Below are 25,471 nucleotides of genomic sequence, written 5' to 3'. Positions count from 1 at the left end.
GACCCACACCTCGTCGCCGCCGGGTGCGGCGGCCGCGAGCGCCAGGCCCTCCTCGAGCGAGGAGGCGACGACCGCGCCGCCGTCCGACCAGCCGGGCCGCCTGGTCACGACCACGTTGGTGCGGCCGGGCAGGGGGCGGCGCGGCAGCGACTCCCAGGTGCGGCGGCCCATGACCACCGGGTGGCCCGCGGTGGTGGCCTTGAAGTGCGCGAAGTCCTCGGGGACGCGCCAGGGGATGTCGCCGGACGCGCCGATGACGGGGCGGCCCGCGGCGTCGTGCGCCTGGGCCCAGATCAGGCCGATCACACCGCGACCGGGGCCTTGATGCCGGGGTGGTGCTGGTAGCCGAGCACCTCGACGTCCTCGAACTCGTAGTCGAAGATCGAGTCGCGCGGCGCGAGGCGCAGCGTCGGGTACGGGTAAGGGTCGCGCGCGAGCTGGGTGCGCACCTGCTCGACGTGGTTGTCGTAGACGTGGCAGTCGCCGCCCGTCCAGACGAACTCGCCCACCTCGAGGCCGGTCTGCGCCGCCACCATGTGCGTGAGCAGCGCGTACGACGCGATGTTGAACGGCACGCCGAGGAACAGGTCAGCGGAGCGCTGGTAGAGCTGGCAGCTGAGCTTCCCGTCGGCCACGTAGAACTGGAACAGCAGGTGGCAGGGCGGCAGCGCCATGTCGGCGAGCTCGGCCACGTTCCACGCGCTGACGATGAGGCGGCGGGAGTCCGGGTCGACCTTGATCTGGTCGATCACGCCCGCGATCTGGTCCACGTGCTGCCCGTCGGGAGTGGGCCAGGACCTCCACTGCACGCCGTAGACCGGGCCCAGCTCGCCCTCCGGCGACGCCCACTCGTCCCAGATCGACACGCCGTGCTCCTGCAGCCACCGCACGTTGGAGTCGCCGCGCAGGAACCACAGCAGCTCGTACGCCACCGACTTCAGGTGCACGCGCTTGGTGGTGATCAGCGGGAAGCCCTGCTGCAGGTCGTACCGCAGCTGCCGGCCGAACACGCTGCGCGTGCCCGTCCCGGTGCGGTCCTCCTTGTGCGTGCCGTGCTCCAGCACCTCGCGCAGGAGGTCCTCGTACGGGGTGGGGATGGCGGCCATGCGGAAACCCTACGACCCCGCGGACGCCCTCGGCGGCGCGGCTGCCCGCGCGTCTCCGACGTCACACCGCCCGCGTGTCACGCCGCCACCCGCTGCGTGGTCGACGTGGTGAGAGCGCCCGACGGGCGCGGCACAGGAGGCAGTGATGCGACGCATCGTGATCGTCGGTGGCGGGTACGCGGGGTTCACGGCGGCCCGTGAGCTGGAGAAGGGGCTGCGGCGCGAGCTGCGCCGCGGCGAGGTCGAGCTGACCCTGGTGGACCCGCGCCCGTACATGACGTACCAGCCGTTCCTGCCGGAGGTGGTGGCCGGGTCGGTGGAGGCGCGGCACGCGGCGGTGGCCCACCGCGGCCACCTGCGCCGGACGCGGCTGGTGGACGGGTCGGTCGTGCGGATCGACCACGCGGACCGGGCCGTCGTGGTGCGGCCGCGCTCGGGCGGCACCTCCCGCCTGCCGTACGACACGGTCGTCGTGACGGCGGGCGCGGTGACGCGGGTGTTCCCGGTCCCCGGGGTGGCGGAGCACGCGATCGGGATGAAGCACGTCGAGGAGGCCGTGGCGATCCGCGACCGGCTGCTCACGTCGTTCGACCGTGCGGCGGGCCTGCCGCGCGGCGCCGAGCGCGAGCGGCTGCTCACGGTGACGTTCGTGGGCGGCGGCTTCTCCGGCGTGGAGGGCTTCGCGGAACTGCTGTCGCTCGCCCACGACCTGCTCCCCCGCTACCCGGAGATCGACGCCGCCGAGCTGCGGTTCCACCTGGTCGAGCGCAGCGGCCGGATCCTGCCGGAGGTGACGGAGCGCCCGGGCCGCTGGGTGGTCGAGCAGCTCGAGCGGCGCGGCGCCCACGTGCACCTCGGCACGGCGCTGGAGTCGGCGGCCGGCGGCGTCGTCGCCCTCTCGACGGGCGAGAGGTTCGCGTCGGGCCTGCTCGTGTGGACGGCGGGCAACGCGGCGAACCCGGTGGTCGCGACCCACACCGACCTGCCGGTCGACGCGCGCGGGTACGTCGTCGTGCGGCCCGACCTGCGGGTCGGCACCGACGACGCCCCGGTCGACGACGCGTGGGCCGCGGGCGACGGCGCGGCGGTCCCCGACCTCGCGGCGCCCCGTCCGGGCGCGCTGGCCGTGCCGAACGCCCAGCACGCGGTGCGGCAGGGGCGGCGCCTGGCGCGCAACCTCGTCGCGACGCTGCACGGGCGCCCCACCCACCCCTACGTGCACGGCAGCCTGGGCGTCATCGCGACGCTGGGCCTGGGCTCGGGGATCTTCCAGTTCCGACGGCTGGTGGTGAAGGGGCGGCTCGCGTGGCTGATGCACCGCGGCTACCACCTGCTCGCCATCCCGACGTGGGAGCGCAAGGCCCGCGTGCTCGCCGTCTGGCTCACCGCCGTCGTGTTCGGGCGGGACGTCGTCTCGCTCGCCTCGGTCCAGACGCCGCGCGCCGCGTTCGCCGCCGCGACCGCGCCCGACGCGCCCGGCACGGAGGACGCGTCGGCGGCGGCGGACGAGCGTGCGGACGTGCCGCTGCACGCCTGAGGAGGTGCCGCCGTCGCGGGCTCAGCCCGCGACGGCGTAGCCCGTCAGCTTGTCGGGGTTGACCTGCACGTACACGTGCTCCACGCGCCCGGCGACGACGTCGAGCGCCAGCAGCGCGTGGGGTGCGCCGTCGAGGTCGACGACGAGCGCCGGCAGGCCGTTGGCCTCGACGACCCGCACCTCGCCCGCGTCCCAGAACTTGCGCCACACGTTGTCGAGGAACAGGGCGACCCGGGCCAGGCCCACGAGCTCCACCTTCGAGGCGTGCACCCGGCCGCCGCCGTCGGGCCGCGCGACGACGTCGTCCGCGAGGTAGCGCTCGAAGCGGGCGAGGTCGCCCTCGTGCGCGGCGGCCACGAACTCGTCGAGGAGCCGCCGGTGCTCGCCCGGGTCGACGGGGACGGCCTCGCGGCGGCCGAGGCGCTCGCGGGCGCGGCGCGCGAGCTGGCGCGCGTTCGCCTCCGTGAGGTCCAGGATCTCCGCCACCCGGCGGTGCGGGTACCCGAACGCCTCCCGCAGCACGTACACGGCGCGCTCCAGCGGGGTGAGCCGCTCCAGGAGCAGCAGCGTCGCCAGCTCGAGGGCCTCGGCCCGCTCGGCGCCAAGCGCCGGGTCGCCGGAGGTGTCGACCGGCTCCGGCAGCCACGGCCCCACGTACGTCTCCCGGCGCGCCCGCGCCGACGTCGCCGCGGTGATCGCGAGCCGGGTCGTCACGGTGGTGAGGAACGCCGCCGGGTTGTACACCGCGGCACGGTCGGTGCCCTGCCAGCGCACCCAGGCGTCCTGCACGACGTCCTCCGCCTCCGCCACCCCGCCGAGCATGCGGTAGGCGATGCCGAACAGCTGCGGGCGGACGGCGAGGAACGCGTCGAGCGCCCCGGCCCCCTCGGTCTCGTCGAGGGCGTCGGGGCGCTCGGGCGCGGTGGGGCGCGTCGTCATGCGGTCACGCTACGCCGCGACCCACGGACACGGCAGGGGTGGCCGGCGACGGTCACACGGCCGCCCCGGCGGCGAAGTCCGCAAAGGACACCGCACCGACGCGCGCGTCGCCCTGCGGCACGATCGAGTCCTCCACGAGGACGGCGCCGAAGTACGGCGCCGCCGGGTCGGCCACGACCTCGCGGTCGTCACCGGCGCCCGCCAGCACCGCGCGGACGAACTCGTCGAACCGCACCCGGTCCGGGCCGGCCACGTCGTACGACTCCCCGCGCGGGTCGCCCGCCGCGGCCTCGGCCACGAACCGTGCGACGTCCGCCGACGCGACGGGCTGGAACGCGACCGGCGGGATCCGCACCACGCCGTCGACGGTGGCGCCGTCGGCGATCCGCGGGCCGAACTCGAAGAACTGGGTGGCCCGCACCACCGTCCAGCCGACGCCGCCGGCGTGCACCATCTCCTCCTGCGCCACCTTGGCGCGCAGGTACCCGGAGTCCGGGTTCCGGTCGGCGCCGACGATCGACAGCACCACGTGGTGCCGCACGCCGGCGCGCGCCTCGGCGTCGAGCAGCGTGCGCGTCGACGTCGTGAAGAAGCGCAGCACGTCGTCCGGCGCGAACGACGGCGAGTTCGACACGTCCACGACGACGTCGGCGCCCGCGAGCGCCTCGTCCACGCCCTGGCCCGTCAGGGTGTCCACCCCGGTGCTGGGCGCGGCCGCGACGGCCTCGTGCCCGGCATCCGTGAGGTGCGCGACGACCTGCTTCCCGATGAGACCCGTCCCACCGACGACCACGATCTTCATGCGAGTGTCCTCTCTGCGGTGCGCGGCCCGGTGGCCGCCCGACACCCTCTCGACCGCGGCCCCGGGCGTTCCGTGACACCCCGTGCGCGGTGAGCCCCGTCACATCGCCCGGCACGGCCGGGGCGCCGGAATCGGCCGGCACCTCCGCACGTTCTCCTCGGGACGCCCGGACGTCCCCGGGCACGCAGTGGGAGGATCACCTCATGACGGACCAGACCACCACCGAGACCGCCGCCGGCCCCGAGACCGACACGGCGGCCCCCGTGACCCCGTCGCCCACGGACCCGCTGTGGGTGGAGCGCACCGGCACCCGGACCTACCGCGGCTTCTCCGCGCGCGGTGCGACCGTCGAGGTCGGGCCCGTCGAGGCCGGCGCCGTGTTCACCCCCGGCGAGCTGCTCAAGATCGCGCTCGCCGCGTGCGCGGGGATGAGCAGCGACACCAAGTTCGCCCGCGTGCTGGGCGACGCCTACGAGGCCGTGATCCGCGTCGAGGACGCGAAGGACATGGACGAGGACCGGTACCCGGTGCTCACGGAGCGGTTCGAGATCGACCTGTCCGGGCTGGACGAGGCGTCGCGCAACAAGACCCTGCTGCTGGCGCAGCGCTCGATCGACCGCGCCTGCACGGTGGGCCGCACCCTCAAGGCGGGCGCCCTCGTGCCCCCGGCCGTGTTCGAGCAGCCGGCGCGCGACGGCGCGGAGGGCGCCGCGTCGTGACCGGCGGCACGGGCGGCGAGGTCGTCCCCCAGGAGGAGCGCCGCGGCGACGTCGAGCTGCGGGACGAGGCGGAGCGCCGCGAGGCGTGGGCGGAGTACCGGTCGACGCCGCTGCTCGACGCGCTCCTCGACAAGGCGGTGACGATCCCGTCGGCGGCGATCCACAAGCACGTGGACAGGCTGCGCGCGCGCAACCCCGAGGCCGACCCCGCCGGCATCGTGCGGATCCTGGAGAAGGAGTACCTCACGCTGCTCACGACGGCGGGCGGCGCGGTGGGCGCGGCGGCGGCCGCGCCGTCGGTCGGGACGGCGGCGGCGACCGCCCTGACCACGGGCGACGTCGCGACCTTCTTCGCGTCGTCGGCCGCGTTCGCGCTCGCCGTCGCCGACGTCCACGGCATCGAGATCGACGACGTGCCGCGCCGGCGCGCCCTGCTGCTGGCCACCGTGCTGGGCGACCGGGGCGCGCGCGACGTGGAGCTCGCGATCGGCGGCTCGACCGTCGCGTGGGGCAAGGTGCTGCTCACCTCCATGCCGCAGACCACGATCAAGCGCGTCAACCGGACCCTCGCCCGCCAGTTCCTCAAGCGGCAGGTGGCCAAGCAGGGGTCGCTGGCGCTCGGGCGGCTGCTGCCGTTCGGCGTGGGCGTCGTCGTGGGCGTCGCGGGCGGGCGGGCCCTGGGGCACGGCGTCGTGGCGCAGTCGCGGCGCGCGTTCGGCCCTCCGCCCGACCACTTCCCGCGCGTCGTGGAGGCCGTGCTCGAGCCCGGCGAGGAGGTCCCCGAGCTGCGCGCGCTGGAGGCCCCACGCCGCACGTCGCCCAGCCGGTGGCTGCCGCGCCGCAGGCGCAAGGACGACGCGTCGTGACCGGCGGGCGGGTCCGATGACGGGCCGGCAGCGCCACGCCCGCCGCGTCGAGGTCGCGCGGGTCGTGCCGGTCGAGGCGTCCGTCGCGTACGCCTGGGTGGCGGACCTGCGCACGCACCCGCGGTGGATCCTCGCCACCCGCCTCCAGGGCCCCGCGGGCGGCGGGCCCGAGGTGGGCGACCGGTACGCGATGGCGAGCGGGCCGGGCGTGGGCCGCGACCCGGGCACGGCCCTCGGCCGGCTGGTCCTCCTCGACCGCATGGTCGTGGAGCAGCTCGAGCGCCCGTCGACGTCGGCGGCCCGCGTGGGCCGCACCCGGCTGCGCAAGCACGGGCCGGTGCTGCTCGGCGAGGCCGGGTTCGACGTCGTGCCGATGGACGAGCGGCGCTGCCGCGTCGTGTGGTGGGAGGAGGCCTACCTGGCCGGGCCGCTCCCCCGCGCGGTCACCGACCCGCTCGCCGCGCTGGCGCTGCGCGGGTTCATGCAGGTGTCGCTGGCCCGGCTCGCGCGCCTGCTCTCCCGGCACGCCTGACCTCCGCCGGACCCGCCGCCTGACCCGCCGCCTGACCTGTGGGACGCCCTGCCGCGCGCCCGGGGTCGGCCGGTACAGTCCGTGAGGTGAGCACCGAGGGTTCCACCGCGCCGTCGTCCACCACCCCGTCCGCCGACCGGGCCGCCGATCTGGCCACCAGGCTCGACGACCTGCGCCGCGAGTACGCGGACCTGCAGTCCCGCGGGCTGAAGCTCGACCTCACGCGCGGCAAGCCGTCCGCCGAGCAGCTCGACCTCGCCGAGCCGCTGCTCGCGCTGCCCGGCGAGGGCCACCACGTGGCGGAGGGCGGCACGGACACGCGCAACTACGGCGGGCTCGCCGGGCTCCCCGAGCTGCGGCGCATCTTCGCCGAGCTGCTCGGCGTGCCGACGGAGCAGCTCCTGGCGCAGGGGAACGCGTCGCTCACCCTCATGTACGACACCGTGGTGCAGGCGCTGCTGTTCGGCGTGCCCGGGTCGGAGCGGCCGTGGTCGCGGGAGGAGCAGATCACGTTCGTCTGCCCCGTGCCCGGCTACGACCGGCACTTCGCGATCTGCGAGGAGCTGGGCATCCGCATGGTCACCGTGCCCATGACCCCCGACGGCCCCGACGCCGAGGCGGTGGCCGCCCTGGTCGCCGACGACCCCACGGTCAAGGGCCTGTGGGCCGTCCCCACCTACGCCAACCCGGACGGCTCCGTCGTCTCCGAGGCCGTGGCCCGCCGCCTGGTCTCGATGCCCGCCGCAGCGCCCGACTTCCGCATCTTCTGGGACAACGCCTACGCCGTGCACCACCTCACGGAGCACGAGGCCAAGTCGGCCAACGCGATCGACCTCGCCGCCGAGGCGGGCAACCCCGACCGCGTCCTCATGTACGCGTCGACGTCGAAGATCACCTTCGCCGGCTCGGGGGTCGCGTTCTTCGCGTCCTCCCCGGCCAACGTCTCCTGGTTCACGAAGCACCTCGGCATCCGGTCCATCGGCCCGGACAAGGTCAACCACCTCCGGCACGCGATGTTCTTCGGCGACGCCGAGGGCGTGCGGGCCCACATGCGCAGGCACCGCGACATCCTCGCGCCGAAGTTCAGCGCCGTCGTGGACATCCTCGACGAGCGCCTGGGCGACGCCGGCGTGGCGACCTGGACGCGGCCCGACGGCGGGTACTTCGTGTCGGTGGACGTCGTGCCTGGCACGGCGGCGCGCGTCGTGCAGCTCGCCAAGGAGGCCGGCATCGCGCTGACCCCTGCCGGTGCCACGTATCCGTACGGCCGCGACCCGCAGGACCGCAACATCCGCCTCGCACCCTCGATGCCCCCGCTGGACGAGGTGCGCGTCGCGATGGACGGCGTCGCGACCTGCGTGTTGCTCGCCGCCGCGGAGGCCGCCGCGTCCTGACCCACCCTGCGCGGGTGTGATCCTCGCCCCGTCCCGCGTCGGGACGGGGCCGCGATCACACCCGCAACGTGCGGGAACACAGGATCTTCGCGCTTCCTCACAGGGCGGGTCACGACGGCCCGCTGCGACCTGCACACGCTGGTCCTAGGCTGCTGGGGACGCCCGCGGCAGACGCCGGAGCCCGCGGCGCGCGGCCCTGGTGCCGGCGGGTGCGGCGGGTGTCGGACCGACTCCCCGACCCCTGGACCTGACGCTTCGTGACCTCTTCCTCCCGCACCCCCGACCCGAGCGGCCCCGCCGACGAGCCGCGCGCCGAGGCCCCCAAGACCCGGCTCTCGCTCACGCAGATCGTGGCCAGCGCGCTCGCCGCGGTGAGCGCCACGGTGCTCATGTCGTTCTTCGGCGTCGCCGGGACGATCATCGGTGCCGGCCTCGCGAGCGTCGTCACCGTGATCGGCAACTTCTTCTACACGCGGTCGATCGAGAAGACGCACGAGCAGCTCAAGCCCGTCGTGACGCAGCTCGCCTCGAAGTCCCGCCGCACCACGGAGACGTCGCACGGCACGGTCGTGACCGTCGCGGACGCCGGCGGCGGGACGACGGTCGAGACCCCCGTGACCACCGGGTCCGCCGCCGACCCCCTGCCCGGCGGCGACGACGGCCCGACCGACGGCGGCGACCCCGCCGGCTCGGAGGAGCCCGCGGAGGAGCCCCGCAACGCGTGGCTGCGGTTCGTCGAGAAGCACGGCACGAAGAAGGTGCTCGCGGTGTCGGCGGCGGCGCTGTTCGTCGTCGTCATGGGCGTGGTGCTGGTGATCGAGCTCGCGATCGGCAAGCCGCTGTCCGACGCGGTGCGCGGGCAGGAGGGGTCCGGCACGAGCATCAGCCGCAGCTCCACGGACTCCGGCGGCTCCACGCCCGACCCGACGCCGTCCGGCCCCGCCGAGGACCCGGCGAACGTCCCCGGCGACCAGAGCACCGGCGACCCCACGACCGGCACCACCGACGGGTCCACGGACGGCACCACCGACACCCCGACGCAGGAGCCCGCGCCGGACCCGACCGGCGGCACCGACTCCGGCACCGACCCCTCCACGGGCGGCGGCACCGACGGGGGCACCGACGGCTCCACGGACGGCACGACCGACGGCGGCACCGACTCCGGCACGTCCGGCGGGACCGACGGCGGCACGACGGGGGACGGCTCCGACGGCGGCACCACCGGGGGCGGGACCGACACCGGCAGCGGCACGGACACGGGCACGGGCACCGGGAGCGGCTCGACGGACGCCGAGCAGGGCACCGGCACCTCCTCCGGCGGGTCCGCCCAGGAGGGCGCGAGCCCCACTCCGACCCCCGCGTCCTGACCCTCCCCACCGCGCCCGGACGCCGAACAGGCAGCTGCCCCCGGTATGACGCGTCTCGGCGCGTCATACCGGGGGCAACTGCCTGTTCGGCACCCGAGGGGTGCGGCGGACTCAGCCGAGCACGGCCTTGAGGAACTCCTGGGTGCGCTCGTGCTTGGGGTTGGTGAACATCGTCTCGGGGTCCGCCTCCTCGACGATCCGCCCGTGGTCGAACATCAGCACGCGGTTCGACACCTCGCGGGCGAACTGCATCTCGTGCGTCACCAGCAGCATCGTGATGTCGGTGGTCTGCGCGATCTCGCGGAGCACGCCGAGCACGTCCGCCACGATCTCCGGGTCGAGGGCGGACGTGACCTCGTCGAGCAGCAGGATCTCGGGGTCCATCGCCAGCGCGCGGGCGATCGCCACACGCTGCTGCTGGCCGCCGGAGAGCTGCGTGCAGCGTGCGTCACGCTTGTCCGACATCCCGACCTGCTCGAGCAGCTGCTCGGCCCGCTCGATCGCGTCCTTCTTGGACAGCCCGAGCACGTGCACGGGCGCCTCGATGATGTTCTCCAGCACCGTCATGTTGGGGAACAGGTTGAACTGCTGGAACACCATCCCCACGCGGTTGCGCACCACGCGGCGGCGCTTCTCGGAGATCTCGACCCACTTGTCGCCCTTGTACTCGTGCGTGTAGGGGTCGCCGTCGATGAGGATGAGGCCGCCGTTCGCCTCCTCCAGCGTCATCAGCAGGCGCAGGATCGTCGTCTTGCCGGAGCCCGACGGGCCGATCAGCGTGACCCGGTCGCCCTGGGCGACCGAGAAGTTCAGCCCGTCGAGCACGACGTTGTCGCCGAAGCGCTTGGTCACGTCCCGGAACTCGATGGCGGGTGTGTTCCCTGCGGGGGAAGCACTCGTCGATGTGGTCATGGTCTGGCTCCCAGCGGAGGTCGTCGTCGGGTCAGGCAAGGCGGGTCTCCATCCGTCGCACGAGCAGCGAGGTGGGGTAGCTCACCAGCAGGAAGAGCAGGCCCACCATCGTGATCGGCTCGATGTACGAGTAGGTGAGGGCGCCGTAGGCCTGCGCCGCCGAGTACATCTCGACCACGGTGATCGCGAAGAGGAACGGCGTCTCCTTGAACATCGACACGGCGTAGTTCCCCAGGCCCGGCAGGGTCTTGCGGATCGCCTGCGGCAGGATGATCGCGAGCCACGTCCGCGACCTCGGCAGGTTGAGCGCCTTGGCCGCCTCCCACTGGCCGGGCGGGACCGCCTCGATCCCTGCGCGGTACACCTCGGACATGTACGTCGCGTAGTGCACGCCGAGCACGCCGAAGCCGATGACGAGCGGTGGCACGTCGACCAGCAGCAGCCAGACGAAGACGAGCTGCACCAGCAGCGGTGTCATGCGGATGAAGTCGACGACGAGGCGCAGCGGTCCGCGGACCCACCGGGTCGGCGTGCGCATGGCCAGGGCGATCACCAGCCCCAGGATCGAGGCGATGACCATGCCGACGACCGTCGCCTCGATGGTCACGACCAGACCTCGGAGCAGCTCGGGGAGCACGTCCCAGGCGATCTCCCAGTCCCAGATGTCACTCATGCCACGCCCCCCTTCACGCGAGCGATCTCGGTCGGGACGCCCGGCTTCAGGCCGAGGACGTCACGCATCCGCGGACGCGAGCCGCGACCGAGCCGACGCTTGGCACGCTCCTCGAGCCAGTTCATCCCCCAGGTGAGGACGTAGGCGATCACGAAGTAGATGACGAGACCGATCCCGTAGCTGAAGAACGTGTCGCGGGTGTCCCTCTGGAGCTCGTCGATCCACCAGTACACGTCGTGCAGGGTGATGTAGAACGCCAGTGCCGAGCCCTTGAGGAGCTGGATCAGCAGGTTCGCCAGCTGGGGGATCATCAGCGCCCAGGCCTGCGGGAAGACCACCCGGCGCACCTTGTGGAACCAGCCCAGGTTGAGGGCCGTCGCGGCCTCCCACTGGCCGGTGGGGACGGACTCGATGGAGCCGCGCACCACCTCGGCCGCGTACGCGCCGTAGTTGAGGCCCAGGGCGACGATGGCGACCGTGAGCGCCTCCATCTTGAAGCCGAGCTGCGGCAGCACGTAGAAGAGCCAGAAGATCTGGACCACCAGCGACGTGCCGCGGAAGAACTCGATCACCACCCGGGACGGCCCGCGCACCCAGAGGGTCCGGGTGCGCGAGCCGAAGCCCAGCACCAGCGCGACCACCATGGCGAGCACGGCGCCGCCGAGCGTCATCTCGAGCGTGACGAGGACCGCGTCGCCCAGGTTCGGGAGCCGGTCGATCAGTGCCTGAAGATCGTCTGACATGTGGTCAGGAGTCCAGCCCCAGCTGGTCCTGGATGGCTCCGAGGTCGCCGTCGCAGAGCATGTCGGCGGTCAGCCCCTCCGGCGGGAACTCCGCCTCGGTGAAGCCGAAGGGCTCCATGATCTCGAGCCACTTGTCCTTGTCGCCGGTGATCTTGGCGAGCTCCTCGTTGTAGGCGTCCCGCAGCTCGGTGTCGCCCTTGCGGAAGACCTCGGAGCCGGCGCCGATCTGAGGCACGCCGTCGATCGACGCGACGAACGCGTCCGTGGCCTCGACGTCCTCGTCGGTGCTGTCGGCGAGCGCACGGATCGAGATGCCCGTGAGCGCGAACGCGTCGGCGCGGCCGGTCACGACGGCGTTGAGACCGTCCGTCGAGTCGCCGACCGTGATCGTCTTGACGCCCGTGGACTTGGCGTAGCCGTCCTCGATCGCGCCGCTCGTGACGGCGATGGTCAGGCCCGAGTCCTCCACCGACTGCCAGTCGGTCAGCTGGTCGGGGTTGCCCTTCGGCACGAGGAACGCCGTGGTGTACATGATGGTGGGCTCGGCGAACTCCGCCGCCTTGCAGCGGTCCGGAAGGATCGACATGCCCGCGGACACCGTGTCGTACCGGTCGGCGTTCAGCCCCGGGATGAGCGAGTTCCACTCCGTCTGGGTGCCCTGGACGTCGTCGGCACCGAGCGACGCGAAGATCTCCTTGTCGAGGGCGATCGTCGCGCCGGTGAGCTCGTCGCCGTCCTTGTAGCTGTACGGCTTCTCGCCGTTGAAGGCGACGTTGACCGTCCCGGCGTCCTTGATCTTCTGCAGGGTCGAGCCACCGCCGCCGCCCGTGCCGCCGTCGTCGACGCTGGAGCAGGCGGTCAGGGCGGTCATGGTGAGGACGGAGCCGACGGCGAGGATCGCCCGGCGGCGCTTCGTGGTCCTGATGGACGACACGGTGTCTCCCTTCCGTGCCCGGGCGGGAGTCGCGCCGGGCTGTTGGGTCTGGACGGTGCGACACCGTAGCCGTGATGCCGACGCGATGACAATCTATGTATCCGCATGTCGGATTGTCTACAATCCTCCAGGACGTGGCACTCACACCCGGTCGGCTCGACGTCATCGCAGGTCAACGCGGTGGCGTCAGCGCCGGACGCCACGCCGAGGGGCCTTCAGCGGCCCCAGAACGCAGTCATGTCATGGTCACAAGAGGGTCACGATCTGGCCGGACGGCCCGGCCGCGGGATGATTGAGTCCCGTCGGGGCGGTCCCCGACCACGTGGAAGGAGAGCAGATGACCCCGTCGTCACGGGTCCCCGTCGGCAGCGCACCGTTCCTGTCGCCGGTGACACGGCCGTCGACGGTCGACCTCATCACCGTCGAGCTGCGCAACGCCGTCTACTCGGGGGCGCTGCCCGTGGGGTCGCCCATCCGTGAGGTCGAGATGTCGAGCCAGCTCGGGGTGAGCCGCGGGCCCTTCCGCGAGGCCGCGCAGCGCCTCGTCCAGGAGGGCCTGCTGCGGTCGACGCCCGGCCGGGGCCTGAGCGTGGTGCGGATCGGCGCCGACCGGGTGCGGTCGCTCTACGAGGCGCGCACCGTCGTCGAGACGTCGGCCGCCCCGCTCGCCGTCGAACGGGCCACGCCCGCGCAGGTCGCAGCCGTCCGAGCCGCGCACGACGCCCTCGTCGCCGCCGAGCGCAGCGAGGACGCCCGGCGGGTCGGGGACGCCGACCTCAACGTGCACTGGTCGCTCGTGGCCGCCGCCGGCAACCCCTGGCTGCTCCGGTGGATGACCACCCTCATCGTCGAGGTCCGGATCGCGAGCTTCACGCTCAGCGAGGACTACGCGGTGCGCAAGGACGCCGCCGAGTCGCACGTCGACCTCGTCGAGCGCTTCGAGGCGCGCGACGCCGACGGGCTCGTCGCCGCGATCCGCACCAACCTCGCCGCCGCCGTCGCACGGCTCCTGGCGCCCGAGACGGTGGAGGTCGAGACCTTCGACGAGCCGCGCCCCTCCCCCGCGACGCGCCTGGAGCCGATCACGCCGACGTTCCCCGAGCCCTGAGCGCCTCGAGCTGGGCCCTCCGCTCGCGCTCGTAGTCGTCCGCCCGCCACGACGTCAGCCCGCCCACGACGATCCCCGCGGGCCGCCCGTCGGCGTCGGGCAGCAGCTCGACCGGCTCTCCCGGCGCCCCGAAGCCCGGGTGGATTGGCAGCCGCAGGTCCTCGCCGTCCGCGACCAGCCGCTCCGCGCCGGCCAGCGGGTCCTCCCGGCGAGGGTCGATCAGCCACAGCTCCTGACCGAGCCGCACGACGTCGGTCTGGCCCCACAGGTTCGCGAAGCGGCCGGTGCGGCGGTCCAGGGCTGCGAGGTCGACGTCGGAGTCCGGGGCACCTGCGTCGAGCGCGGTCGCGACCAGGGAGAACAGCCCGGTCGCGACGGCCTCGGCAGGGCCGTCGACGGCGTTCGTCAGCACCGACACCACGACCCGCCCGGCGGGGTCCGCCCAGGTGCGGCTGAGCTGGCCGGGGAACGCGCCCCCGTGCCCGACGACGCGCCGCCCCTCGAGCTCCCGCGACTCGAGGCCCAGTCCGTAGCGCCGCGGCCGCGCGTGCGGTCGGTCGATCGCCGACTCGTCGCGCTGCAGCAGCCGGCGGCTCTCGGGGCGCAGCAGGTCCGAGCCGTCCGCGTGCGCGGCGAACCAGCGCGTGAGGTCCCCCGCCGTCGAGCAGAACCCGGTGGCCGCCGCGAGGGCGCCCGTCCGCACCGGGGCGACCGGCAGGCGGCCGTCGTCCGCGACGCCGAGGGCGGAGTGGCCCACGACGTGCGCGGGCCCGTCGGCTCGATCGGCGGTCGTGCGCCGCAGCCCGAGCGGCTCGAGGAGGTCGGCCCGGACGTGGTCGGCGAACGGCAGGCCCGTCACGGCCTCCACGACCAGCCCCAGCAGCCCGTAGGCGAGGTTCGAGTACTTGAAGACCTCGCCCCGCCCGAGGACGGCGCCGTCGAGGAGCACCGACTGGACCAGCGTCCCGCGGTCGGGGAACGGCGCGCCCAGCTGCCAGAAGTCGGCGTCGCGCCCGTCGCGCCGCACGCCTCCGGTGTGGCCGAGGGCCTCGCGGAGCGTCACCCGGCCGACGGGCGCGCCCACGAGCTCCGGGAGGTGGGCCTCGAACGGGTCGTCGAACCGAAGCGCGCCCCGGTCCGCGAGGCGCGCCACCGCCGTCGCCGTGAACGTCTTGGAGTGCGACGCGACGCGGAAGACGTGGTCCGAGCGGAGCGGCTCCCCGGTCGTGACGTCGGCGACGCCCCACGCGCCCTCGAGCACCAGGTCGTCGCCCACCCGCACCGCGTACTGCACGCCCGGGACCCGCGCGAAGCCGGCCTGGGTGGCGACCCACGCGGCGAGGTGGTCGGCGTCGAACAGGTCGCTGGTCGCGTGCTCCGTGGTCATGGGCGCCACCCTGCCACGACGGGCGGCCGATGAGTTCGCAGTCGCAGGGCCGTCCTAGCCTGGGACGTGACGCACCTCACTCAGGCGACCCCGGGAGTTCCCATGTCCGACCCGCCCACGCCCCGCGCCCCCGCCGCAGGCACTGCCGACCTGGCGGTCGACGCCCACGGGCTCGTCAAGCACTTCACCACCCGCAAGCAGGTCACCAAGGCCGTCGACGGCGTCGACCTGCAGATCCCGACCGGCAGCGTGTTCGGCCTCCTCGGCCCCAACGGTGCCGGCAAGACCACCGTCGTCCGGATGCTGGCGACGCTGCTGCGCCCCGACGCCGGCAGCGCCCGCGTCCTCGGGCACGACGTCGTGGCCGAGGCCGACGCCGTGCGCAGCGCCGTCGGGCTCACCGGCCAGTACGCCTCCGTCGACGAGGACCTGACCGGCACCGAGAACCTGCTCATGCTGGCCCGGCTGTACGGCTTCCGCGGCGCGGCCGGCCCACGGCGCGTCGAGGGCCTGCTCGACGCGTTCAGCCTCTCCGACGCCGGCGCGCGGCAGGTCAAGACCTACTCCGGCGGCATGCGGCGACGCATCGACCTCGCGGCGTCGCTGGTGCTCGCCCCGCGCGTGCTCTTCCTCGACGAGCCCACCACGGGGCTCGACCCGCGCAGCCGCAACCAGGTGTGGGACATCGTGCGTGTGCTCGTCGCGGACGGCGCCACCGTGCTGCTCACCACCCAGTACCTGGAGGAGGCGGACCAGCTCGCCGACCGGATCGCCGTCATCGACCACGGCGTCGTCATCGCCGAGGGGACGTCGACGGAGCTCAAGCGCTCGGTGGGCCAGGGCGCCGTGACGATGCGCCTCGCCGACGCGACCCAGCGGGCCGCGGCCGCGAGCGTCGTCGAGAAGGTGCTCGGGTCGGCGCCGACGCTGCCCACGGACCCGTACGCCCTGTCGGCCCGCGTGCCCGACGAGGGGGCGGACGACGTGGCGCGGCTGCTGCCCGCCCTCGGCGAGGCCGGCATCGCCGTCCCCGAGTTCACGCTGGGCCAGCCGAGCCTCGACGAGGTGTTCCTCACGATCACGGGCAAGCCGCTGCCGGCCGACGAGGACGACGCCCGGCCCGTCGAGGAGGAGGTGTCCCGATGACCACGTCCGCCGACCCCGCCGAGATCACGACCACCACCCTGCGCCAGGCGGTGGCGCTCACCGAGCGCCCGGCCCGGCCGCCCGCGCTCGCGATGACCCTGACGTTCGCGTGGCGCGCGCTGCTGAAGATCAAGCACGTGCCCGAGCAGCTGTTCGACGTGCTGGTCTCCCCCGTCATCTTCACGCTGATGTTCACCTACCTGTTCGGCGGAGCGCTGGCCGGCTCGACCACGGCGTACATCCAGTTCCTGCTGCCCGGCATCCTGGTGCAGACGATCGTCATCGTGACCGTGTACACCGGCTACACGCTGAACACGGACATCACCAAGGGCGTCTTCGACCGGTTCCGCTCCCTGCCGATCTGGCGCCCCGCACCCATCGTCGGCGCGCTGCTCGGCGACACCGTGCGCTACTCCATCGCGTCCGTCATGACCATCGGGCTCGGCCTGATCCTGGGGTTCCGGCCCGAGGGCGGGTTCGTCGGCGTCGTGCTCGGCGTGCTGCTCCTGCTCGTCTTCGCGTTCTCGCTCAGCTGGATCTTCACGATCCTGGGCCTGCTGCTGCGCACCCCGAACGCCGTGATGGGCGTGTCGATGATGGTGCTGATGCCGCTGACCTTCGCGTCGAACATCTTCGTCGACCCGTCGACGATGCCGGCCGCCCTCCAGCGGTTCGTGGAGATCAACCCCGTCACCCACCTCGTCACCGCCGTGCGCGGCCTCATGGCGGGCACCCCCGACAGCGGCGAGATCGTCTGGGTGCTCGTCGCCGCCGTCGTCCTCACCGGGGTCCTCGGCCCCATCACGATGCGCCTGTACCGCACCCGCCACTGACTCCGTCGAGGACGTGATCGTGGCCCCGTCCCGAGTCGGGACAGGGCCACGATCTGCCCGGGACGTCAGGCGGCCGAGGACTCGTCCTGGTCGAGCTCCTCGTCGCACTTGCGCGTCACGACGAGCACGGGGCACGCGGAGTGGTGCAGCACCGCCTGGCTGGTGGAGCCGAGCAGCAGGCCGCGGAAGCCGCCGCGTCCGCGGGAGCCGACGACGATCAGGTCGGCGCCGGTGGAGAACTCGGTGAGGAGCTCGGCGCCGGTGCCGTCGAGCACGTGCCGCTTGATCGTGACGCCCGGGTTGGCGGCCTGCGCCCGGTCGACCGTCACGTCCAGGCCGGCCTTGACGTCGGCGAGCACGGTCTCGTGGTCGATCTGCGACGGCAGCCACGCGAGGATCCCCGCGCCGCCGCCGAGGGGGACCCCGGCCACCGCGACGAGCTCCGCGTCCCACGCCTTCGCCTGCGCGACGGCGTGCTTGAGCGCGACCTCGGCGGACGGCGACCCGTCGACGCCCACCACGATCCGCCGCACCTCGTGGACGGCGTCGCCGTCGCGGCGCTCGGCGGCGTCGGTCCCGCCGTCACCGCCCCGGTACGGCACGACGACCGTCGGGCAGTGGGCGTGCGCCGGCAGCGCCGACGAGACGGTGCCGAGCAGGCGCTCGGTGAACCCGCCCTTGCCCCGTGTCCCCACGACGGCGAGCGCGTGCTCCCGGGACATCTCGACGAGCACGCCCGCCGCGTCGCCGGTCGCGACCGTGCCCTGCACCGGGACCCCGGCGGCGGCCACGCGTGCCTCCGCCTCCGCGAGGACCGCCTTGGCGCCCTCCTGGATCGCGGTGTCGTCCAGCGCCGCGTACCCGCCGTCGAGCGACGCGGCCGTGAACGACGGCAACGAGTAGGAACAGACGACGTGCAGCCCCCACCCCACCCGCCGCGCGTACGCGGCGGCCCAGTCGAGGGCGTGCAGGCTCGCTGCAGACCCGTCAACACCTACCAGGACGACCTCAGGCCGTGTCATCTTGCGCCTCCTGTCCGCTGGCGAGGGAGCCCGCCCTCGTCGTCGAGGGCGCCCGGTTCAAGCGTAGCGAAAGGTAGGCGCAAGGCACAGCAAAGCGCCCCGGTACCGAGGTACCGGGGCGCTTTGCGGTGAATCAGGCCTGGACGCGCAGGAACACCGGGCTGGACTGCCAGATGTCGCGGATCCGGGTGTCCCAGCCGTCGGGACGCGAGGCGTCGATCTGCTGACCGTTGCCGATGTAGATCGAGATGTGCCCCGGGGACCAGATGAGGTCGCCAGGACGCGCCTCGGAGGCCGAGACGACCGAGACGTTGGACGCGTTGCGGATGGCGCTCGACTGGTGCGGCAGGCTGACGCCGACCTGGGCGTAGACGTAGGTCACCAGGCCCGAGCAGTCGAAGCCGGCCGGGGTGGAGCCACCCACGACGTACGGCGTGCCGATGTAGCGGTGCGCGATGGAGACGACCTGGGCGCCGATCGACGAGCTCGTCGCCGTCGTCGCGGCGACCGGGGCCTCGGTGCGCTCCGAGGAGCGCGAGACGGTCTCGGTCGTGGAGCGCGTCTCGACGACGGGCTCCGGCTTGGGCTCCGGCTCCGGCTCGGGGGCCGGGGTGATCTTGGCGCCGGAGACGACCTTCTTGCTGAGCGTCTCGACGTCGACCTTCGCCTTGGCCTGGACGGTGACGACCGGGGCCGCCTCCAGGGCCTCGCGGGCCTGGTCGCTCAGAGCGCCCAGGTCGACGGTGCTGAGCTTCTTCGATGCGTCGTGGTCGACCGGGGCCGCCTGCGCGGCACCCGCGCTGGCGAAGGTCGAGACGAGCAGTCCGCCGGCTGCGGCGACGACAGCGGCGCGGCGGCCGGTCGCGGTTTGAACCAGCCCGCCGAGCGGACGGCGCGCGGCACGGTGCCGGGCGCGCGTGGTACGTGCGTTCACGTGTTCCCTCTCCTGTCGCCTACGAGGTCAGCTGTCGGGTTCGGGTGGGAGAAATCACCCGGCCGCGCGGACCTGGGTCCGTGCGACTTCACCCCAAGGACACCGTGTTCCGGTGCCCGAAAGTGGGTCCCCCGCCCCTGCCATGCGGTTGCGGTTCTCGGCCGGCGGCAGGGCTCGGCGTGCCGGTCGAGAATCGGCGGATGACCGCCGAATGGATGACACCGTAGCGGACCGCAGCGGCAATGTCACGTTTCGATCACAGCCCCTGTGGACGGGGCTCCGCAGGCGTCGTCGGCCCAGGTCGAACCGGTTCCCCGGACACGACGAAACCCCGCCACGCGGAGGCGTGACGGGGCGTCGTCAGGACGCGACGGACGGACTCAGCCGACGCGGATGAACGTGGGGTTCGACTGCCAGATCGCGCGGTACTTCACGACGTCGCCCGGCTTCGGGGCGTCGATCTGCATGCCGTTGCCGGCGTAGATCGCGATGTGGCCCGGCGTCCAGATCAGGTCGCCCGGCTTCGCGGCCGAGGCGGAGACGACGGTGCCGGCGTAACGCTGCGCCGACGAGGTGCGCGGGAGGTTGATGCCGACCTGCGCGTAGACGTACTGGGTCAGGCCCGAGCAGTCGAAGCCCGACGGGCTGCTGCCGCCGGAGACGTACGGGACACCCACGTAGCGCATCGCGATGGAGACGATGGCCGAACCGTTCGCGGACGCCGGGACGGCGGTCTCGACGGCGGCGCGGTCCTCCGAGCGGGAGGCCGTGTCCGAGGACCGGGAGTCCGTCGCGGTGGAGGCGGTGCTCGTCGTGGTGCTCGAGACCTGCTCGACGACGGGCTCCGGCTCGGGCTCGGGGGCCGGGGTGATCTTGGCGCCCGCCGCGATCTTCGCGGTGAGCTTCTCGACGTCGACCTTCGCCTTGGCGTCGACGGTGACGACCGGGGCGGCCTCGAGGGCCTCGCGCGCCTGGTCGGTCAGGGCGCCGAGGTCGACGGTGCTGAGCTTCTGGGCGGCGTCGGTGTCGACCGGGGCCGCCTGCGCGGCGCCCGCGCTGGCGAAGGTCGAGACCAGGATGCCACCGGCTGCGGCGACGACGGCCGCGCGGCGACCGGCGGCACCCGTCGGGGCGATGGCGATCGGACGACGGGCGGCGCGATGCCGGCCGTGGCTCGTGCGTGCGGTCACGTGTCTACCTCTCCTGTCGCCTGCGAGGTCAGCTGTCGGGTTCGGGTGGGAGAAACACCCGGCCTTCCGGGCCCGTGTCCGGGCCCTTTCGGCTTCACCCCGAGGACGTCGTCACCGACGCCCGAAGTGGGTCCCCCGCTCCTGCCGTGCGGATGTCCGTGGAGCTCGGCCGGTGGCAGGGTTCGGCGTCCGGTCGAGCGCTCCCCGGATCGAACTCCGGCGAGCGCCCCCGACCGTACCGGAAGACCCCGGGCGATGTCACGCTGCGGTCACGATGTGGCGTGCCGACCCCGCCGGGGCCTCCCTGCGCTGGTCAGCGGCTCGCGACGAAGAGGTGGCGCGCCAGCTCCTCGGGCAGGTCCAGGACGACGCCGGACCCCTCGACCTCGACCGTGACGTCGTCCCCGGCGGTCCGCGCGGTGATCTGCGCCCCCGGCACGATCCCGGACTCGGCCAGACGGGCCAGCAGCTCGACGTCCACCTGGAGGGGCTCCGCGATGCGCTGCAGCACCAGGTCCTTGCCCTCGCCGTCGGCCTCGCCCGCGACCCGCCCCGCGGCCAGCACCGCCGGCAGCGACTGCACGCCCTCGAGGAACGGGACGTCCTGGAACTGCTCGCCGAGCTCCGACAGCCCGGGGATCGGGTTGCCGTACGGGTCGGCGTGCGGGTGGTCGAGCAGGGTCACGAGGCGCTTCTCGACGAGGTCGCTCATCACGTGCTCCCAGCGGCACGCCTCGGTGTGCACGTGCTCCCAGTCGAGCTTGATGACGTCCGTGAGGAGGCGCTCGGCGAGACGGTGCTTGCGCATCACGCGGGTCGCCTTGGCCTGCCCGGCCTCGGTGAGCTCCAGGTGCCGGTCGCCCGTGACGACGACGAGCCCGTCGCGCTCCATGCGCGCCACCGTCTGCGACACCGTGGGGCCCGAGTGCCCCAGTCGCTCCGCGATCCGGGCGCGGAGCGGCGGGATGCCCTCCTCACCGAGCTCGTAGATCGTCTTGAGGTACATCTCCGTGGTGTCGATCAGGTCGGTCACGTCAACTCCCGTCATTCGGCGCGGCCTAGTCTATTCGCACGCGTGGGCGCAGGCGGGGTCGCGCGGCGCCGTCGTGCGTGCTCCCCGCGCCATCCTGCCCTGCGCCACCGACGACCCGCTCACCCGCCCGGAACCGGAGACACCATGCCCGCCGCGCCGACCGTGCCGACCGTGCCGACCCAGCCGACCCTCGTCATCCCGCCGTCGCTCCTGCCGGGCGACGGCCGGTTCGGTTCCGGCCCCTCCAAGGTCCGCGCCGCGCAGGTGGCCGCGCTCGCCGCCGCGGGCGACCCTGCCGCCCCGGTCCTCGGCACCTCGCACCGCCAGCCGCCCGTGAAGGACCTGGTCCGCCGCGTCCGCGACGGGCTCGCCACGCTGTTCGCGCTGCCCGACGGGTACGAGGTGGCCCTCGGCAACGGCGGGTCCTCCGCGTTCTGGGACGTCGCGACGGCGTGCCTGGTCGAGCGGCGCGCGCAGCACGCGGTGTTCGGCGAGTTCGGTGGCAAGTTCGCCGCCGCGACCACCCGGGCCCCGTTCCTCGCCGACCCGGACGTGGTCCGCGCCGAGCCCGGCGCGGTGGCCCGGCTGCGCCGCACGGACGGCGTCGACGTCTACGCGACCCCCCACAACGAGACCTCCACGGGCGCGATGGCGCCCGTGCGCCAGGTGCAGGACGCGCGCGCCGACGGGGCGCTGCTGCTCGTGGACGCGACGTCGGGCGCGGGCGCGCTGCCCGTCGACGTCGCCGACACCGACGTCTACTACTTCGGCCCGCAGAAGGTGTTCGCGGCGGACGGCGGCCTGTGGCTCGCCGCCCTCTCCCCCGCCGCCGTGGAGCGGGCCGAGCGGGTCGAGGGGACCGCCGGGACGGCCACGGGCCGGTGGGTGCCGGAGTTCCTCTCCCTGACGACCGCGCTCGCGAACTCCCGGCTCGACCAGACCCTCAACACGCCGGCCGTCGCGACCCTCGTGCTCCTGGCCGAGCAGGTCGAGTGGCTCCTGGAGCAGGGCGGGCTCGCGTGGTCGAGCGCGCGCTGCGCGGAGTCGGCGGGCGTGCTCTACGACTGGGCCGGCGCCCGCGACTGGGCGACGCCGTTCGTCACCGACCCGGCGGAGCGGTCCACCGTCGTCGCGACGATCGACCTCGACGACGCGATCGACGCGACGGCCGTCGTGCGCACCCTCCGCGAGAACGGCGTCCTCGACGTCTTCCCGTACCGCAAGCTCGGCCGCAACCAGCTCCGCGTGGGCGTCTTCCCCGCCGTCGAGCCCGACGACGTGCGCGCCCTCACCGCCTGCATCGACCACGTCGTGGCGCACCTCGGCTGACGCACGCCGCTCGCGCCGCCGCTCCGCGGTCCGGCAAACCCGCAGGTCAGGCGGCACGTTTCACCCGTTAGGTCACGGGCTGATAACGTGCCGCCTCGTCCTGTTCGGGCGAGGAAGCCGGGAGGCCCCCCATGCCGGAGATGCACCATTTCACCTACGGGCTCATCACGCCCGTGCTGGCGTACGTCGCGTCGTGCCTCGGTGCCGCCACCGGCCTGTCGGCCACGTCCCGGGCCCGCGCGGCGACCGACAACAGGACCCGGGCGGTCTGGCTGCTCGTGGGCGCCCTCGCCATCGGCGGCACGGGCGTCTGGGTGATGCACTTCATCGCCATGCTCGGCTTCACGGTGACGGACATGCCGATCAACTACGACATCCCGCAGACGGTGCTCAGCGCCCTCGTGGCCGTGGTGGTCGTCGCGATCGGGCTCTTCATCGTGGGCTTCGCCGGCGACCGCCCCGTCTGGCTCGTCTCGGGCGGTGTCGTCGCGGGGCTCGGCGTCGCGACCATGCACTACATGGGCATCGCCGCCATGCGGATGAGCGGCGGCATGGAGTTCTCGCTGCCCGTGGTCGGGCTGTCGGTGGCCATCGCGATCATCGCGGCCACGGCGGCCCTGTGGCTCAGCGTCAACGTGCGCGGCCGCGGCGCGACGCTGGGGGCGGCCCTCATCATGGGCGTGGCCGTCAGCGGCATGCACTACACCGGCATGGCGGCGCTGACGATCACCGGGACCCCCGGCGTCCCCACCAGCGGCACGACCGCCATCGACCTGCTCGGCCCGCTCATCCTCGGGATCGCGGCGCTGACCGTGGCGCTCGTCTTCGTGGTGCTCATGTGGCCCACCGAGGACGAGATGCGCGACCAGCAGGAGTTCGAGGCGCGCATGGCCCGGCAGGCCGGCACCACCGCCAGCGAGCGCGTCACGCGCCACGCCGCGAAGCGCGAGGCGGCCCCGCGCCACTGACGGCTCAGGCCGTGGTGGGCACCCGCTCGGCGTCGGCGCGGCTGAGCTCGCGGCGCACGCCGTCGCGGGTCGTCGCGCCCTGCAGCACCTCGCGGTCGAGGTAGACCACCTCGAGGTGCGGGCGGCTCAGCACGCGGTAGCGCACCCTCAGGTGCCAGCGGCGCACCGCCCACACGGTCGCGGCCGAGGCGACGAGGAAGGTCGCGATCGAGCCGACGAGGATCGACCAGCGGGGCCCCCAGGCCTCGCCGATCCAGCCGACGACCGGCGACCCGATCGGCGTCGCGCCCTGGAAGATCATCACGTAGAGCGCGATGACGCGGCCGCGCATCGCGGGGTCCGTGGAGACCTGTAGGGCGCTGTTCGCCGCCGTCATCATCGTGAGCGAGGACAGCCCCACGGGGATGCACGCCACCACGAACGACGCGTACGTGGGCATGAGCCCCAGCACGGCCGTGGAGACCGCGAAGGCGAACGCGGAGCCGATGACGAGGCGCACGCGCGGCCGGTCGCGGCGCGCGGCCAGGAGCGCGCCCGCGAGGGAGCCGATCGCCAGCACCGACCCGAGGATGCCGTACTCCCCCGCGCCGCGCCCGAACTCGACGCGCGCCATGAGCGCGGACGTGAGCTGGAAGTTCAGCCCGAACGTCGACACGACGAACATCACGACCATGATCACGACGATGTCCGAGCGCCGGCGCACGTACTGCACGCCCTCGCGGATCTGCCCCTTCGCGCGCCGTGGGGCGGGCTGCGGACGGAGCTCGCGCACGCGCATGAACGCCAGTGCCGCGATCGTCGCGCCGAAGGTGACGCCGTTGATGACGAACACCCAGCCGGCGCCGACGGCGGCGATGAGCAGCCCGGCGACGCCCGGGCCGATGAGCCGCGCCGCGTTGAACGACGCGCTGTTCAGGCCGACGGCGTTGGGCAGCTTGTCGGCGGGCACCATGTCCGCGACGAACGTCTGGCGGGCGGGGTTGTCCAGCGCGGACACGATGCCGAGCAGCAGGGCGAACACGTACACGTGCCACAGCTCGGCCCGGCCGGAGAGGACGAGCGCGCCGAGCCCGAGCGCGAGCACGCCCATGCCCGCCTGCGTGGCCATGAGGAGGCGGCGGCGCGGCAGCCGGTCGGCCAGCACCCCGGCCCACGGGGACAGCACGAGGAACGGGAGGAACTGGAGCGCCGTGGTGAGGCCGACGGCGATGCCGGAGTTGTCGCTGAGGTCGGTGAGGACGATCCAGTCCTGCGCGATGCGCTGCATCCACGTGCCGACGTTGGCGACGAGGGCGGCCGCGAACCAGATGCGGTAGTTCGTGTACTTGAGGGAGGAGAAGGTGGCACTCATGGGGCGAGCCCCCCGGTCGGTTCGTCGCTCGCGGGGGCCACGGATCTCCTTCTCCTCGGGTCGGTCGTCTCCCTGGGCAACAGGGTATCGAATCGTTCTATTCCACGCCCGGCGGTGACCCGCGACACGTCGGCGGCGGAGTCAAGTACGGTATGCGCCGTGCGCACCGAGATGTCCCTCGCGGAGACCCTGAACGAGCTCGGCCTCCTCGGCGGCCGGACACTGCCCCGATTCGTCACGTCGGTCGGCGGAGCCGGCGACGAGCTGGAGGTCGTCGCCGACGCCCGCGCGGTGAAGAACCTGCCCGGGCCCCTCAAGCTCGCCACCCGGCTCGTCCCCGCGGTGCGCTCGCGCCTGCGGGTCGAGAGCTTCGACGGCGGCGTCGCGGTGCTCACGGTCGACGCGAGCGCCGGCGGCCTGCCCGCGCACAAGCTCATGGGCCTCGCGGCGAACCGCATCGAGACCGTGCTCGCGGCCAAGGGCCTGCCGGCCGGCTCCGTGCAGCTGCGCAGCGACGCGCGGATCTCCCTCGACGTGCAGCGCCTGCTCGCCGCCCGCTACCCCGGCACCGTGGTGCAGGGCATGGCGTTCGCCGACGGCCGCGTCGCCGTCGACACCGCGGCCTGATTCTCGCTCCCGGCCGGTC

26 protein-coding genes and 2 riboswitches are annotated in these 25,471 nt (G+C 73.6%); of the genes, 12 read left to right on the top strand and 14 right to left on the bottom strand.

Annotated features, from left to right (window positions below; translation table 11 throughout):
• Together ACFU5J_RS09795 and ACFU5J_RS09790 are read right to left on the bottom strand one after the other, a co-directional pair.
• On the bottom strand, positions 1 to 306 hold a 306-nt coding region (locus ACFU5J_RS09795; RefSeq protein ID WP_430578588.1), incomplete at its 3' end, for a dihydrofolate reductase.
• Positions 303 to 1,106 (bottom strand): thymidylate synthase, encoded by an 804-nt coding sequence (locus ACFU5J_RS09790; RefSeq protein ID WP_430576562.1) that lies wholly within the window; start codon positions 1,104 to 1,106, stop codon positions 303 to 305. The genes ACFU5J_RS09795 and ACFU5J_RS09790, both read right to left, overlap by 4 nt.
• Before the next feature lie 145 nt (positions 1,107 to 1,251).
• Here ACFU5J_RS09790 and ACFU5J_RS09785 point away from each other — a divergent pair, with 145 nt between their 5' ends.
• Complete coding sequence (locus ACFU5J_RS09785) at positions 1,252 to 2,643, top strand: NAD(P)/FAD-dependent oxidoreductase (RefSeq protein WP_430578587.1); 1,392 nt, start codon at positions 1,252 to 1,254, stop codon at positions 2,641 to 2,643.
• A gap of 21 nt (positions 2,644 to 2,664) precedes the next feature.
• On the opposite strand, the gene sigJ is transcribed toward ACFU5J_RS09785, so the two are convergent.
• Together sigJ and ACFU5J_RS09775 are read right to left on the bottom strand one after the other, a co-directional pair.
• Positions 2,665 to 3,582 carry an RNA polymerase sigma factor SigJ gene (gene sigJ / locus ACFU5J_RS09780; RefSeq protein ID WP_430578586.1) on the bottom strand — a complete coding sequence of 306 codons (918 nt, stop codon included), beginning with the start codon at positions 3,580 to 3,582 and terminating at the stop codon, positions 2,665 to 2,667.
• 52 nt (positions 3,583 to 3,634) lie between these two features.
• A complete protein-coding gene (locus tag ACFU5J_RS09775; protein ID WP_430578585.1) occupies positions 3,635 to 4,384 on the bottom strand; it encodes an SDR family oxidoreductase in 750 nt (249 codons plus the stop codon).
• Between the two features lie 203 nt (positions 4,385 to 4,587).
• On the opposite strand from ACFU5J_RS09775, the gene ACFU5J_RS09770 reads away from it, so the two are divergent.
• The 5 genes from ACFU5J_RS09770 to ACFU5J_RS09750 all read left to right on the top strand — a co-directional run bounded on the left by ACFU5J_RS09770 (position 4,588) and on the right by ACFU5J_RS09750 (position 9,262).
• Positions 4,588 to 5,103, top strand: a complete 516-nt coding sequence (locus ACFU5J_RS09770; RefSeq protein WP_430576566.1) for an OsmC family protein — start codon at positions 4,588 to 4,590, stop codon at positions 5,101 to 5,103.
• Positions 5,100 to 5,969, top strand: a complete 870-nt coding sequence (locus ACFU5J_RS09765; protein WP_430576567.1) for a hypothetical protein — start codon at positions 5,100 to 5,102, stop codon at positions 5,967 to 5,969. The genes ACFU5J_RS09770 and ACFU5J_RS09765 overlap by 4 nt, the downstream gene beginning before the upstream one ends.
• A gap of 16 nt (positions 5,970 to 5,985) precedes the next feature.
• Positions 5,986 to 6,501 carry an SRPBCC family protein gene (locus ACFU5J_RS09760; RefSeq protein ID WP_430578584.1) on the top strand — a complete coding sequence of 172 codons (516 nt, stop codon included), beginning with the start codon at positions 5,986 to 5,988 and terminating at the stop codon, positions 6,499 to 6,501.
• Positions 6,502 to 6,587: 86 nt separating this feature from the next.
• Entirely contained in the window at positions 6,588 to 7,895 is a 1,308-nt protein-coding gene (locus tag ACFU5J_RS09755; RefSeq protein ID WP_430576569.1) for an aminotransferase, read from the top strand.
• A gap of 257 nt (positions 7,896 to 8,152) precedes the next feature.
• The gene (locus ACFU5J_RS09750) at positions 8,153 to 9,262 is read left to right on the top strand and encodes a hypothetical protein (RefSeq protein WP_430578583.1); all 1,110 of its coding nucleotides are present in this window, start codon (positions 8,153 to 8,155) and stop codon (positions 9,260 to 9,262) included.
• Positions 9,263 to 9,373: 111 nt separating this feature from the next.
• On the opposite strand, the gene ehuA is transcribed toward ACFU5J_RS09750, so the two are convergent.
• The 4 genes from ehuA to ehuB are packed head-to-tail and all read right to left on the bottom strand — an operon-like array spanning position 9,374 to position 12,524.
• Positions 9,374 to 10,174 (bottom strand): ectoine/hydroxyectoine ABC transporter ATP-binding protein EhuA, encoded by an 801-nt coding sequence (gene ehuA, locus ACFU5J_RS09745; protein WP_430576571.1) that lies wholly within the window; start codon positions 10,172 to 10,174, stop codon positions 9,374 to 9,376.
• Between the two features lie 31 nt (positions 10,175 to 10,205).
• Positions 10,206 to 10,847: an ectoine/hydroxyectoine ABC transporter permease subunit EhuD gene (ehuD, locus tag ACFU5J_RS09740; protein ID WP_430578582.1), complete on the bottom strand. Its 642-nt coding sequence runs from the start codon at positions 10,845 to 10,847 to the stop codon at positions 10,206 to 10,208.
• Complete coding sequence (gene ehuC, locus ACFU5J_RS09735; protein ID WP_430576573.1) at positions 10,844 to 11,590, bottom strand: ectoine/hydroxyectoine ABC transporter permease subunit EhuC; 747 nt, start codon at positions 11,588 to 11,590, stop codon at positions 10,844 to 10,846. The genes ehuD and ehuC overlap by 4 nt, the downstream gene beginning before the upstream one ends.
• A gap of 4 nt (positions 11,591 to 11,594) precedes the next feature.
• Positions 11,595 to 12,524 carry an ectoine/hydroxyectoine ABC transporter substrate-binding protein EhuB gene (gene ehuB, locus ACFU5J_RS09730; protein ID WP_430576574.1) on the bottom strand — a complete coding sequence of 310 codons (930 nt, stop codon included), beginning with the start codon at positions 12,522 to 12,524 and terminating at the stop codon, positions 11,595 to 11,597.
• A 337-nt stretch (positions 12,525 to 12,861) separates the two neighbouring features.
• Between ehuB and ACFU5J_RS09725 the strand changes: the two genes are divergently transcribed.
• Positions 12,862 to 13,632 carry a GntR family transcriptional regulator gene (locus ACFU5J_RS09725; RefSeq protein WP_430576575.1) on the top strand — a complete coding sequence of 257 codons (771 nt, stop codon included), beginning with the start codon at positions 12,862 to 12,864 and terminating at the stop codon, positions 13,630 to 13,632.
• On the opposite strand, the gene ACFU5J_RS09720 is transcribed toward ACFU5J_RS09725, so the two are convergent.
• The gene (locus ACFU5J_RS09720) at positions 13,607 to 15,019 is read right to left on the bottom strand and encodes a serine hydrolase domain-containing protein (protein WP_430578581.1); all 1,413 of its coding nucleotides are present in this window, start codon (positions 15,017 to 15,019) and stop codon (positions 13,607 to 13,609) included. The two genes, ACFU5J_RS09725 and ACFU5J_RS09720, sit on opposite strands and share 26 nt — an antisense overlap.
• Before the next feature lie 102 nt (positions 15,020 to 15,121).
• On the opposite strand from ACFU5J_RS09720, the gene ACFU5J_RS09715 reads away from it, so the two are divergent.
• Positions 15,122 to 16,165, top strand: coding sequence for an ATP-binding cassette domain-containing protein (locus ACFU5J_RS09715; protein ID WP_430576577.1), 1,044 nt, complete (start codon positions 15,122 to 15,124; stop codon positions 16,163 to 16,165).
• Positions 16,162 to 16,998, top strand: a complete 837-nt coding sequence (locus ACFU5J_RS09710; RefSeq protein WP_430576578.1) for an ABC transporter permease — start codon at positions 16,162 to 16,164, stop codon at positions 16,996 to 16,998. The genes ACFU5J_RS09715 and ACFU5J_RS09710 overlap by 4 nt, the downstream gene beginning before the upstream one ends.
• A 65-nt stretch (positions 16,999 to 17,063) precedes the next feature.
• Here ACFU5J_RS09710 and ACFU5J_RS09705 read toward each other — a convergent pair whose 3' ends face one another.
• The 4 genes from ACFU5J_RS09705 to ACFU5J_RS09690 form a co-directional block, all read right to left on the bottom strand.
• The gene (locus ACFU5J_RS09705) at positions 17,064 to 18,020 is read right to left on the bottom strand and encodes a universal stress protein (RefSeq protein ID WP_430576579.1); all 957 of its coding nucleotides are present in this window, start codon (positions 18,018 to 18,020) and stop codon (positions 17,064 to 17,066) included.
• A gap of 133 nt (positions 18,021 to 18,153) precedes the next feature.
• A complete protein-coding gene (locus ACFU5J_RS09700; RefSeq protein WP_430576580.1) occupies positions 18,154 to 18,954 on the bottom strand; it encodes a C40 family peptidase in 801 nt (266 codons plus the stop codon).
• Positions 18,955 to 19,117, bottom strand: a riboswitch (cyclic di-AMP (ydaO/yuaA leader). It abuts the gene before it with no gap.
• Between the two features lie 217 nt (positions 19,118 to 19,334).
• Positions 19,335 to 20,144 carry a C40 family peptidase gene (locus tag ACFU5J_RS09695; RefSeq protein WP_430576581.1) on the bottom strand — a complete coding sequence of 270 codons (810 nt, stop codon included), beginning with the start codon at positions 20,142 to 20,144 and terminating at the stop codon, positions 19,335 to 19,337.
• 3 nt (positions 20,145 to 20,147) lie between these two features.
• Positions 20,148 to 20,325, bottom strand: a riboswitch (cyclic di-AMP (ydaO/yuaA leader).
• A 132-nt stretch (positions 20,326 to 20,457) separates the two neighbouring features.
• A complete protein-coding gene (locus ACFU5J_RS09690; RefSeq protein WP_430576582.1) occupies positions 20,458 to 21,177 on the bottom strand; it encodes a metal-dependent transcriptional regulator in 720 nt (239 codons plus the stop codon).
• A 144-nt stretch (positions 21,178 to 21,321) separates the two neighbouring features.
• Here ACFU5J_RS09690 and serC point away from each other — a divergent pair, with 144 nt between their 5' ends.
• Complete coding sequence (gene serC, locus ACFU5J_RS09685) at positions 21,322 to 22,506, top strand: phosphoserine transaminase (RefSeq protein WP_430576583.1); 1,185 nt, start codon at positions 21,322 to 21,324, stop codon at positions 22,504 to 22,506.
• Between the two features lie 140 nt (positions 22,507 to 22,646).
• The gene (locus ACFU5J_RS09680; protein ID WP_430576584.1) at positions 22,647 to 23,474 is read left to right on the top strand and encodes an MHYT domain-containing protein; all 828 of its coding nucleotides are present in this window, start codon (positions 22,647 to 22,649) and stop codon (positions 23,472 to 23,474) included.
• A gap of 4 nt (positions 23,475 to 23,478) precedes the next feature.
• On the opposite strand, the gene ACFU5J_RS09675 is transcribed toward ACFU5J_RS09680, so the two are convergent.
• Positions 23,479 to 24,825, bottom strand: a complete 1,347-nt coding sequence (locus tag ACFU5J_RS09675) for an MFS transporter (RefSeq protein WP_430578580.1) — start codon at positions 24,823 to 24,825, stop codon at positions 23,479 to 23,481.
• 159 nt (positions 24,826 to 24,984) lie between these two features.
• On the opposite strand from ACFU5J_RS09675, the gene ACFU5J_RS09670 reads away from it, so the two are divergent.
• On the top strand, positions 24,985 to 25,452 hold the full coding sequence (locus ACFU5J_RS09670; RefSeq protein ID WP_430576586.1) for a hypothetical protein: 468 nt from the start codon (positions 24,985 to 24,987) through the stop codon (positions 25,450 to 25,452).
• The last annotated feature ends 19 nt before the right edge of the window (positions 25,453 to 25,471 follow it).

It is taken from the genome of Isoptericola sp. NPDC057559 (genome assembly GCF_042801555.1).
Lineage (GTDB): Bacteria > Actinomycetota > Actinomycetes > Actinomycetales > Cellulomonadaceae > Isoptericola.
The sequence above is the reverse complement of the archived record's forward strand: the minus strand, read 5'-3'. Positions and strand labels throughout refer to the sequence as shown.